The organism is Corallococcus sicarius (genome assembly GCF_003611735.1).
Classification (GTDB): domain Bacteria; phylum Myxococcota; class Myxococcia; order Myxococcales; family Myxococcaceae; genus Corallococcus; species Corallococcus sicarius.
Window position 1 is genome coordinate 1 of record NZ_RAWG01000324.1, and the last position, 10472, is coordinate 10472.

Here is a 10472-nt window from a genome sequence, read left to right on the forward strand (position 1 = left end):
CTGCCCCACCCGCCCCACACCAGCGCTAGAAGGGGCCGCATGGAACTCGGAATCACGGGGAAAACCGCACTGGTCACCGGCAGCAGCCGGGGCATCGGACGGGCCATCGCCACGGTGCTGTCGCGCGAGGGCGCGAAGGTGTGCGTGTGCGCGCGTCACCTGGAGCCGCTGGAGGCCATCGCGAAGGAGCTGCGCTCCGAGGGCGCGCAGGTGGCCACGGTGGTGGCGGACGTGGCGACCCAGGCGGGCGCCTACTCGGCGGTGGACTCGGCGGTGCGCGCGTTCGGGGCGCTGGACATCCTGGTCAACAACGTGGGCGGCAGCGGCGGCGCGGGCGCCTTCGACGTGGCCAGCTCCGAGCAGTGGGCGGACGTCCTGCAGCGCAACCTGATGTCCGCCGTGTGGTGCAGCCAGCGCGCGGTGCCCCTGATGCGCGCCACGGGGGGCGGCAGCATCATCCACCTGAGCTCCATCTTCGGCCGCGAGTACGCCACCAGCGCGCCCTACAGCGCCGCCAAGGCGGGCCTCATCGCGATGACCAAGGAGATGGCGGTGGACCTGGCCCCCCACCGCATCCGCGTCAACGCCGTCGCCCCCGGCTCCATCTTCTTCCCCGGCGGAAGCTGGGACAAACGCCAGCAGCGGGACCCGGAGGCGGTGGCCCGCATGGTGCGCGAGCAGATTCCCTGGGGCCGCTTCGGCACGCCGGAGGAGGTGGCGGACGTGGTCGCCTTCCTGGCCTCGGAGCGGGCGAAGTGGGTCACCGGGTCCACCCTGCCCGTGGATGGCGGACAGGGCCGCGCCTTCTAGCGCCGCACCTTCCGGGGCCCCGTGGCCCTGCCCTGGCGTTAGAGTCCGCGCGCATGAGGCCACGCACGTGCTGAAGCTCTACAAGAAGGACGGCGACACCCTGCGCTACTGGGAGGCGTGGGAGCACGAGGGCGTCGTCACCGTGCACTGGGGCGTCGTGGGCGACGGCGGCGAGCAGAAGGACGTCCCCGTCCCCCCGGACGAGGACCCCGACATGGTCATCGCCCAGGAGGCCGAGTCCCTGGTGGACGCCGGCTACGACGAGCCCGATCCGGACGCCATGGCCGTGCTCCTCGTGGAGTACGCCGTGCAGGGCAAGGGCAGCGGCCACGACTTCGAGCAGCGCCACGCCGTGGAGGAGCTGCTCACGGACGCGCTCGGCTGGACGGGCAACGGCGAGGTGGAGGGCGGTGAGACGGAAGAGGGCCGCATGCGCGTGCACTGCCGCGTGATGGACCCGGAGACCGCCGCGCGCACCGTGGTGGAGGCGCTGGACGCCGAGGAGTTCCTCGAGGGCGCCCAGGTGCTCGTGGCCCGGGGCGGCGAGAAGCCCCGCGTCGTCCACCCGCCCCTCTTCCCCGTCCTCAAGTAGGCGAAGGCGGGGCTCCAGGGGGCTGGGGCCGGAAGACACGGAACAGGAGCACCAGCGACGGCACCACCAGCACCGCCCCCACCGCGAGCGCCACCAGCAGCAGCTTCTGCACCGTCGGCGACGCCGCCGCGCTCCGCAGCGTGAGGGCCGGGTACACGAGGTACGGCGCCTGCGACACCGCCCACCCCAGCACGATGAGCCCCGCCTGCGTGGCCGCCGCCACCCGCGCGGCCCGGAAGCGCCGCGTCCACAGGAGCGCGAAGGCCGCCACCGCCGCCACCGCCGTGCCCCCGTGCAGCGCCAGCGCGACGGACGTCTGCGACAGCCCCGTCCACACCCGGGGCGCGCCCTCGCGCGACAGCAGCAGGACACCGAAAGCCAGCGGGAACAGCAGCCCGCCCGTCACCAGCGCCCGGCGCCGGAAGTCCTCCGCCAGCTCCGGCGTGTGCGCCTCGTGCGTGAGGTACACCGCCGCCAGGAACGCGAACAGCCCCAGCGTCAGCACGCCCACCGCCAGCGCGAACGGGGACGTCCACGACGCGAAGAAGCCGCTCACCACCGCGTGCCCCTGCATGCGGATGGTGTCGCTGGCCACCGCGCCCACGCACATGCCCAACAGCAGCGGCGCCACCACGCTCGCCACGCTGAAGAGCACGCCCCAGCGGCGCTCCACCGCGTCGCCGCGCGTGTCGTACGCGCGGAAGGTGAACGCCGTGCCCCGGAACACGATGCCCAGCACCAGCAGCGTCAGGGGCACGTGCAGCGCCACGCTCAGCGCCGCGAAGGCGCGCGGAAAGCCGCTGAACAGCAGCACCAGCCCGACGATGAGCCAGACGTGGTTCACCTCCCACACCGGACCGATGGCGCGGGAAATCAGCGCCCGCTGCTCCGCCTTGCGAGGCCCCATCGCCAGCAGGTCCCACACCCCGCCGCCGAAGTCCGCCCCACCCAGGAGCGCGTACAACACGAACGTGCCCGCCACCGCGAGCCCCAGCACGACCTCAGTGGGCATGGGCCGACCCCTTCCCGTCCACTGACGGAGCCCCGGGCGGAGCCCCGGGCAGCGTGCTCGCCACCTGCCTCCAGAGGACGAAGAGCACCGTCACGCCCAGGAACAGGTACACCGCCGTGAAGGTGAAGAAGGGCGCGGCCAGGTGCGGCACCGGCGTCACCGCCTCGCCCGTGCGCATCACGCCCCGGACGATCCACGGCTGACGGCCCCACTCGGTGACGAGCCACCCCGCCTCCAGCGCCACCAGCCCCAGCGGCCCCGCGACCAGCCACGCGCGCATCAGCCCCCGCCCGTGCGGCCACGCCCTGCCCCGCCACCGGCGCCACAGCGTCACCAACGCGAGCAGCGCCATCAGGCTGCCCGTGCCCACCATCACCTGGAAGGCCACGTGCACCTTGGCCACCGGAGGCCACGTGTCGCGGGGGAAGTCATTGAGCCCCTTCACCTCCGCGTTCGGATCACCAAACGCCAGGATGGAGAGCCCCTTCGGCACGTCGATGCCTCCGCCCAGCCGCAGGGGCGCGCCTACCTGCGTCTCGAAGTGCCCCTCCATCGCGGCCAGCTTCACCGGCTGCTCGCGCGCGACGTGCTTCGCGGACAGGTCACCCACCAGCGGCTGCAAGAGCGCGGTGAGGCACGCGAGCGGCAGCGCGACGGACAGCGCCTTCTTGTGGAAGGCCGCCCCCGGGTGCTTGAGCAGGATGAAGGCGTGGATGCCCGCCATCGCGAACGCGCTGGCCTGGTAGCAGGACAGCAGCACGTGCGCCGTCTGGTACTGCCAGCCGGGGCTGAACATCGCCACCAGCGGCTGCACGTCCGTGGGCCCCGAGGCCGTGGCCGTGAAGCCGGACGGGTTGTTCATGAACGTGTTCACCAGCGTGACGAAGAAGGCGCTGGCCGCGCCGCTCACCGCCACCATCACGCCGCTGAACAGGTGCAGGCCCGGCGACACGCGCTCGCGGCCGTACAGGTAGATGCCCAGGAAGATGGCCTCGGTGAAGAAGGCCACGCCCTCCAGGCTGAAGGGCAGGCCAATCACTTCCCCGTAGCGGCCCATGAACTCCGGCCAGAGCAGCCCCAGCTCGAACGAGAGCACCGTGCCGCTCACCGCGCCCACCGCGAACAGGATGGCGGTGCCCTTGGCCAGCTTCTCGCTGAGCTTGCGGTAGTCGGGGTCCCCCGTGCGCCGGTGCTTCCAGTCGCTCAGCACCATCAGCACCGGCAACGCCACGCCCGCCGCCGCGAACACGATGTGGAACGCCAGCGACAACCCCATCTGCGCGCGCGCATAGAGCAGGTCCGTCATGCCCATCAGCATGCTTTATGCGCGCATTCTGTGCCTTTACGATTTCTTATCAGCCTCCGCAGGGGCCTTGGCGGCGGTGCGCGCGGGCACCAGGGACTGCATGGAGTTGCGGGCCACGGCGGAGGCGAGCGTGGTGGCGAAGATCATCACCAGCTTGCGGCCCAGCTCCGCGCCCAGGGGCTTGTCCTCCACGCTGGTGGCCACGCGCTCCGGGTGGGCCCACGCACGCTCCAGGGCCTTGCGGCGCCGACGGCGGACGATGTCGTCATGGTGGCGGGAGCGGTAGATGGCCACGCCCATGCCCACGCCCACGACCACCAGCGCGGCGGCGCCCACGGTGACCAGCAGGTCGCGGTGCTGGTTGACGTGGTAGCGCACGTCGGTGGCGCGCGCGCGGCGCCGGTCCAGCTCCTCCAGGGTGAGCATCAGCTCGTCGCGGATGCGGTCCGCGGCGTGCTCCACCTGCTCGCGGTCGCCCATGTGACGGGTGATGGCGTGAGTGCCGTGCGTGTTGTCGGTATCGGGTGCCTGGCTCATTGCAGCGTCTCCCGGGTCATCTTGAAGTCGGCCTTCAGACGCTCCTGGGTGTGGGGCATGGCCTTCTTGGGCACGCGCTTCACGCCCAGGAACAGCATCAGGCCCGCTACCGCCAGCAGCACCGCGCCCACGATGAGCACGCCCACCGCCTCCCCCAGGGGGAGCGCCAGCCCCAGCGCGACGAAGAGCACCGCCAGCGAGGTGAGGGCCAGCACGGCCCCCGCTCCCAGGAGGATGCCCGCGGTCTTGGCGGCCTGGAGCTCCTGCTTCAGCTCCTTCTTCGCGTGCATCACCTCCGCCTTCACGAGCAGGCGGGTCTCCGACAGGGCATGCCGGATGAGTTCCGTGGTGGAGAGCGACTCCAGCTGCGTGCGCTCCAGGCGTTCCGATTCGAGGTCCACGACCGTGCCTCCGACTTGGTGGGCCCAGGAAAGGACCGACGGACGCCTGTTCGGCATCCCGTCCACTCCTGTTCTGCTCCACAAGGTGGTCAGGAAGGGTGGGCGGGAGAAGTCCCGACGCCCACCCCTTCATCGTTCGGCTGCCTGCCTGCTGCCCCCATCCCCCGAGGACAGCTGTTCCCCGGAAGCCAGGCGGGCGCTAGCGGCGGCGGTGCTGGTGGGCGATGGCGGTGGCCAGCGTCTCGCGCACCTGTCGGGCGCGGAACAGCCGATCCGCGGTGTCCACCAGGTTCTCCGCGTACAGCACCTGCTTGCGCAGCCGGGCCGGCAGCGCGCGCGTGCCCAGGTGCGCGCCCAGGAGGGCGCCGGTGAGGGCCGCGGCCACGTCCGCCTCGCCGCCGCAGCGCAGCGTGAGGATGACGGCCTGGCGGAAGTCGTGCGGCACCTTCAGCGTCGCGTACAGCGAGGTGAGCAGCACCGGCACCACGTGGGCCGGCAGGCCGTCCACGCCCTTCAACTCGCTGGGGGGCACGCCCACCTTGCGCAGCTGGTTGAGCGCGCGCTGGGTGTCCCAGGTGAGCAGGCGCGGCAGGTGGCGGATCTCCTCCGCCAGCGCCTTGTCGTGCACCGCGGCGGCCAGCGCCAGGGCGTCACAGAAGGCCGCGGGCGTGAGGGCCTCCTCCTCCATGCCCAGCGCCACGGCCTGCGCGAACGCGGCGGCGGCGGCGGCGCAGACGGGGTCCTTGTGCGTCACGACGGTGAGCACGCCCGCGTCATGCGGCAGGCGCGCGCGCTGGCCGCTTTCGAAGAGGCCCACCACCAGCGCGCGGCTGAGCACCGACGGGCAGCGCGTGCCCAGCGGCGCGCCCGCGCTCATCCACGGCGTGCCGCCCGCCAGCCGCTGCAGCGCCTCCGACAGGCTGCGCGGCGGCTGGAGGATGATGCCCTCCTGCCACAGCCACGCCAGGTGGGCCGCGGCGCTGCGGCCCTCCACCTTGCCCTCGCGGATGACGCTCTCCGCGGCGGCGAGCAAGAGCTGCGTGTCGTCGCTGAACTGGCCCTTGGCGTACTTGCCGCGCGGGCGGGGCGCGAAGTCCTCCGCGAGCCCGGGCAGGCGGGAGAGGCTCGCCGGCGGGACGCCCCTCAGCGGAAAGCCGAGCGCATCGCCGATGGCGAGTCCGAGAAACGCCGCATGGAACCTGTCCTGGCGATCTGCGGGAGTCAGCGGCATCGGAAGGGCGGAGACTACCCGAGCCTCAGGCAAGGACGAGCACCGAGATGAACGCTGCGAGGGCGCACGAAGCGACAGCGTTTCGATCATGAGGTCTTGACGTGCACGGAGCAGGTTCGGTGGAGCCATGGACAGGAGTGGTCCCTCCGAGTTGCAGCGCGCGCGTCGACACTTTCTGCCTCCTCCGCCGTTCACGCGGCGCAACCGGGGGCGCGGTAGCTATCGCATCCCGCCGCGTTTCAGCAAGCAGGTGCCCCCGATGACGTATGCGAGCCCGCCTGCATGTCCAACTCCGGATGCTGCGCATGGACCGAAAGGGACGCACGGGTGGCCGCGCGTGGGTGCGCAAGGCGCCGTGCGCGTGCGAAGCCCACGGGCTCAGGTGTTCACCTTGACGCGCGCGACTTCACGTTGAACGCGTGCGCTGCGCGCGCTCACGAATCGTCGCGGCCCAGGTTGACCACCGCGAGCAGCCGCGCCACCACCGCTTCGGCGCCCTGGTGCAGCCGCGTGCCGTCCCAGAGCGCGGGCGTGGTGTGGCCGCCGTGCGCGCGGAAGGCAGCCTCCGCTTCCGGGAAGGCGACGTTGCGGAAGCGCACGCGGTCTTCCAGCGCGTGGTCGGTGACGAAGAGGCGCGCGGTCGCGGACGGGGGATCCGCGATGCGGTGGAACAGCTCCAGCAGGGGGGTGACGGGAGGGCTCATGGTTTCAAGCCGCATCATGCCGCCGCCGGCCCCTGAAGCCGGCCCCTGAACGCGGAAAAGGGCGGAGCGCCGGTCCCCTCAAGACAGGGGGCTTCGGGCTCCACCCTTTCACGTCACGACAGGAGGTGCGGGCTTCAGCGGGTTTCGGCGGCGCCGATGCGCGCGGCCTCGCGGCGCACGGCGGCCTGCTCCAGCGCGTAGCGTGCGTCCGCGGCGTTCAGGTCCTTGAGGCGCGCCTCGGCCTCCGCCATGCGGCGACGGGCGCCCGCGACGTCGATGCCGTTGATGGGCTCGGCGGCGTCCGCCAGCACCAGCACCTTGTCGTTGCTGACCTCCACGAAGCCGCCGGCGATGAAGTACTTGTCCTGGCGACCGCCCTCGATGAGGGTCAGCGTGCCCGGCTCCACCAGGGACAGGAACGGCGTGTGGCCGGGCCGCACGCCGAACAGGCCCTCTCCGCCCGGCACGATGGCCTCGTCGGCCTGCACGGACAGGATGCGCTTCTCGGGGGTGACGATCTCGACACTCAGCTTGGCCATGAAGGTCCTCGTGCTACCGCATCAGAAAGTCAGCCGCTGGGTCTTCACGCCCACCGGCTCGAACTCCACCACCCCGGCGTCCGTCAGGCGGGGGCCCTTGCCCGGAATGCCCAGCGTGCCTTCCAGCCACTTCAGGTGGTGCGCCATCTGCCGCACCTCGGAGAGCTGCCGCGTCGTCATCAACTCCGTCAGCCGCCGCTCCTGGAGCTTCTGCCCGGTGCGGTCGAACTCGGCCGCCACCATCACCCGCGCCCAGGACAGGCCGCTGCCCCGCTTCTTCTTGCCCGCGGGCGGCTTGCCCTTCTCCACCAGCGGGTAGAGCACCCAGACCTTCTCCCCGTCGTTGGAGGCGAAGTACAGGTCGTCCACCGTCCCCACGCACACGTTCGCCGCCCAGAGGGGTCCGTTCTCCCGGAGCATCTCCAGCCGGCAGGTGCCCACGCCCGTGTCCACCATGCGCACGCTGTAGAGCCCGTTCGCGCTCACCCGCGCCCGGCTGCCACGCTCCTCCGCCAGGGCGGAGGGCGCGACACAGCAGAGCATCAGGGCGAGCGCGGCGGTCAGGCGCATGGGGGGCTTTTCGGGAGCGGCCGGTGCTACGCGGCCGCCAGCTTGCGGGCGTTCTCGATGACCTCGTTGATGTCGCCCGTCATGTAGAAGGCGCTCTCCGGGATGTCGTCGTGCTTGCCGTCCGCGATCTCCTTGAAGCCGCGGATGGTGTCCGCCAGCTTCACGTAGCGGCCGTCCTTGCCGGTGAAGACCTTGGCGACGAAGAACGGCTGCGACAGGAAGCGCTGGATCTTCCGGGCGCGCGCCACGGACAGCTTGTCCTCTTCCGACAGCTCGTCCATGCCGAGGATGGCGATGATGTCCTGGAGCTCCTTGTAGCGCTGCAGGATGCCCTGGACGCGGCGGGCCACGGCGTAGTGCTCCGCGCCGAGCACGTCCGCGGAGAGGATGCGGCTGGTGGAGTCCAGCGGATCCACGGCCGGGAAGATGGCGAGCTCCGCGATGGCGCGGTTGAGCACCGTGGTCGCGTCCAGGTGGGCGAACGCGGTGGCGGGCGCGGGGTCCGTCAGGTCGTCGGCGGGCACGTAGATGGCCTGCACGGACGTGATGGAGCCCTTGGTGGTGGAGGTGATGCGCTCCTGCAGGCCGCCCATCTCCGTGGCGAGCGTGGGCTGGTAACCCACGGCGCTCGGGATGCGGCCCAGGAGGGCGGACACTTCCGAGCCGGCCTGGGTGAAGCGGAAGATGTTGTCCACGAAGAGGAGCACGTCACGGCCCTCCACGTCGCGGAAGTACTCGGCCATGGTGAGCGCGGAGAGGGCCACGCGGGCGCGGGCGCCGGGCGGCTCGTTCATCTGGCCGTAGACGAGGACGGCCTGGCTGGCCTCCAGGTTGCTGGTCTGGATGACGTTCGTCTCCTGCATCTCGTGGTACAGGTCGTTGCCTTCACGGGTGCGCTCGCCCACGCCGGCGAACACGGAGAAGCCACCGCGCTCCACGGCCACGTTGCGGATGAGCTCCTGCAGGAGCACCGTCTTGCCCACGCCGGCGCCGCCGAACAGGCCGATCTTCCCGCCTCGGGTGTAGGGGGCGAGCAGGTCGATGACCTTGATGCCGGTCTCGAACATCTGCACGCGCACGTCCTGGTCCGTGAACGCGGGGGGCGCGCGGTGGATGGGCCAGTACTCGGTGGCCTTCACGGGGCCCATCTCGTCCACCGGGTCGCCGGTGACGTTCATGATGCGGCCCAGGGTGGCCTTGCCCACCGGCACCTGGATGGGGGCGCCCGTGTTGCGCACCTGCATGCCGCGGCCCAGGCCCTCGGTGGAGTCCATGGCGATGCAGCGCACCGTGTTCTCACCCAGGTGCTGCGCGACTTCCACCGTGAGGTTGTCCTGCGCCGTGCCCAGGTTGGGGTTCGTGATCTTCAGGGCCGAGTAGACTTCCGGGAGCCCGCCGGGCGGGAACTCCACGTCGACCACGGGGCCGAGAACCTGCGTGACCTTGCCAGTCGTCGGAACTTGAGCGCTCATGGAATCCTCTGCCTTGTCTCGTATGGCGAGCGGCCGGGACGCCGCCGCCCGTCAGGAAATCAACCCCAAGAGAAGGGGTGTGGGCGCGCCCCCTTTACCGGGGGCCCCCCGGCAGGGTCAAGCCTCCCGGGTCCGCGCGTGTAAGTCCCGCTTAGCGGAGCGGTGTCCCCAGCGCCAGTCCCCTCGCGCATCCTCCTGTCGGACCCACCTCCCTGCCCGCCCGGCGGGCGGGGGGAAACGACGAAGGGCCCGCCCCGCGCCGTGAGAGCGCGAGCGGGCCCCTGGGGGTCCAACGGACCGTGCCCTGACTACTTGAGGGCCTCGGCGCCGGAGACGATCTCCATCAGCTCCTTGGTGATGACCGCCTGACGGGTGCGGTTGTAGAGCAGGGTGTAGCTGGAGATCATGTCCGTGGCGTTGTTGGTCGCGTTCTCCATGGCGCTCATGCGCGCGCCCTGCTCGCTGGCCACGCTCTCCAGGAGCGCCCGGTAGACCTTGATGTTGACGGCCTGGGGGACCAGCCGGTCCAGCACGGCCTGACGGGAGGGCTCGTACTTGAAGTCCACCAGCGTGGGCGCGGCGGTCACCGTCTCCGGCGTGGGGGTGGCGGCGGCCTTCGTGGTGGCAGGCTGCAGGGGCAAGAGCTGCGACACGACGACGTTCTGGCTGATGGCGGAGATGAACTCGTTGTAGACGACGTAGACGGCGTCCACCTCGTCGTTGAGGAACGCGGCGGTCAGCTCCTCGGCGACGTTGGCGGCGGAGCGGTAGTTGAGCCCCGCGTACAGGCCGGCGAAGTCCTTGCGGATGGACTGGCCGCGGTTGCGGAAGAAGTCATGGCCCTTGCGGCCCACCGTCGAGACGCGAACCTGGAGGTTGCTGTTCTCGTACAGGAAGCGGTTGGCGCGGCGGATGACGTTGGAGTTGAAGCCGCCGGCGAGGCCACGGTCGGACGTGAGCAGCAGCAGCTCCACGCGGCGCACCGGGCGGGCGGCCAGCAGCGGGTGGGCCAGCTCCTGGTCGGCGGAGCGCAGCGCCAGTTCGGAGATGATCTGATCCAGCGTCTGCGCGTAGGGGCGCGCGGCGAGGATGGCGTCCTGCGCCTTTCGCAGCTTGGCGGCGGAGACCATCTTCATCGCCTTGGTGATCTGCCGCGTGTTCTTCACCGAGCGGATGCGCTTGCGGATGTCTCGAAGGGACGCCATGGGCCGGAAACTCCTCTGGGACGACGTGCGGCGCGCACCCGCGGGGACGGCCCGGGCAGGCCGGATGGGGCGGCGGGCCCCCTATATAGGCGG

Annotated in this window: 12 protein-coding genes; 2 read left to right on the forward strand and 10 right to left on the reverse strand. The window is 71.2% G+C overall.

Annotated elements, in window-relative coordinates; all coding sequences use genetic code 11:
• Positions 1-39 precede the first annotated feature (39 nt).
• Both D7X12_RS34110 and D7X12_RS34115 read left to right on the forward strand, forming a co-directional pair.
• On the forward strand, positions 40-810 hold the full coding sequence (locus D7X12_RS34110; protein ID WP_120629391.1) for an SDR family NAD(P)-dependent oxidoreductase: 771 nt from the start codon (positions 40-42) through the stop codon (positions 808-810).
• A 67-nt stretch (positions 811-877) separates the two neighbouring features.
• Positions 878-1402: a hypothetical protein gene (locus tag D7X12_RS34115; RefSeq protein WP_120629392.1), complete on the forward strand. Its 525-nt coding sequence runs from the start codon at positions 878-880 to the stop codon at positions 1400-1402.
• Here the strand turns inward: D7X12_RS34115 and D7X12_RS34120 are convergent.
• From D7X12_RS34120 to atpG, 10 genes are all read right to left on the reverse strand, one after another.
• Positions 1395-2414 carry a cytochrome d ubiquinol oxidase subunit II gene (locus D7X12_RS34120; RefSeq protein WP_120629393.1) on the reverse strand — a complete coding sequence of 340 codons (1020 nt, stop codon included), beginning with the start codon at positions 2412-2414 and terminating at the stop codon, positions 1395-1397. The genes D7X12_RS34115 and D7X12_RS34120 overlap by 8 nt on opposite strands.
• The gene (locus D7X12_RS34125) at positions 2404-3726 is read right to left on the reverse strand and encodes a cytochrome ubiquinol oxidase subunit I (RefSeq protein WP_120629402.1); all 1323 of its coding nucleotides are present in this window, start codon (positions 3724-3726) and stop codon (positions 2404-2406) included. Before D7X12_RS34125 ends, D7X12_RS34120 begins: the two co-directional genes overlap by 11 nt.
• A 30-nt stretch (positions 3727-3756) precedes the next feature.
• Entirely contained in the window at positions 3757-4257 is a 501-nt protein-coding gene (locus D7X12_RS34130) for a hypothetical protein (RefSeq protein ID WP_120629394.1), read from the reverse strand.
• Complete coding sequence (locus D7X12_RS34135; protein WP_120629395.1) at positions 4254-4658, reverse strand: phage holin family protein; 405 nt, start codon at positions 4656-4658, stop codon at positions 4254-4256. The genes D7X12_RS34130 and D7X12_RS34135 overlap by 4 nt, the downstream gene beginning before the upstream one ends.
• A gap of 199 nt (positions 4659-4857) precedes the next feature.
• Complete coding sequence (locus tag D7X12_RS34140; RefSeq protein WP_120629396.1) at positions 4858-5889, reverse strand: ADP-ribosylglycohydrolase family protein; 1032 nt, start codon at positions 5887-5889, stop codon at positions 4858-4860.
• 434 nt (positions 5890-6323) lie between these two features.
• On the reverse strand, positions 6324-6593 hold the full coding sequence (locus tag D7X12_RS34145) for a hypothetical protein (protein ID WP_120629397.1): 270 nt from the start codon (positions 6591-6593) through the stop codon (positions 6324-6326).
• A gap of 134 nt (positions 6594-6727) precedes the next feature.
• Complete coding sequence (locus D7X12_RS34150) at positions 6728-7132, reverse strand: F0F1 ATP synthase subunit epsilon (RefSeq protein ID WP_120629398.1); 405 nt, start codon at positions 7130-7132, stop codon at positions 6728-6730.
• A gap of 21 nt (positions 7133-7153) precedes the next feature.
• Complete coding sequence (locus D7X12_RS34155) at positions 7154-7702, reverse strand: hypothetical protein (protein WP_120629399.1); 549 nt, start codon at positions 7700-7702, stop codon at positions 7154-7156.
• A gap of 26 nt (positions 7703-7728) precedes the next feature.
• On the reverse strand, positions 7729-9174 hold the full coding sequence (atpD, locus tag D7X12_RS34160; protein ID WP_120629400.1) for a F0F1 ATP synthase subunit beta: 1446 nt from the start codon (positions 9172-9174) through the stop codon (positions 7729-7731).
• A 308-nt stretch (positions 9175-9482) separates the two neighbouring features.
• Positions 9483-10379: an ATP synthase F1 subunit gamma gene (gene atpG, locus D7X12_RS34165; protein WP_120629401.1), complete on the reverse strand. Its 897-nt coding sequence runs from the start codon at positions 10377-10379 to the stop codon at positions 9483-9485.
• Positions 10380-10472 lie beyond the last annotated feature (93 nt).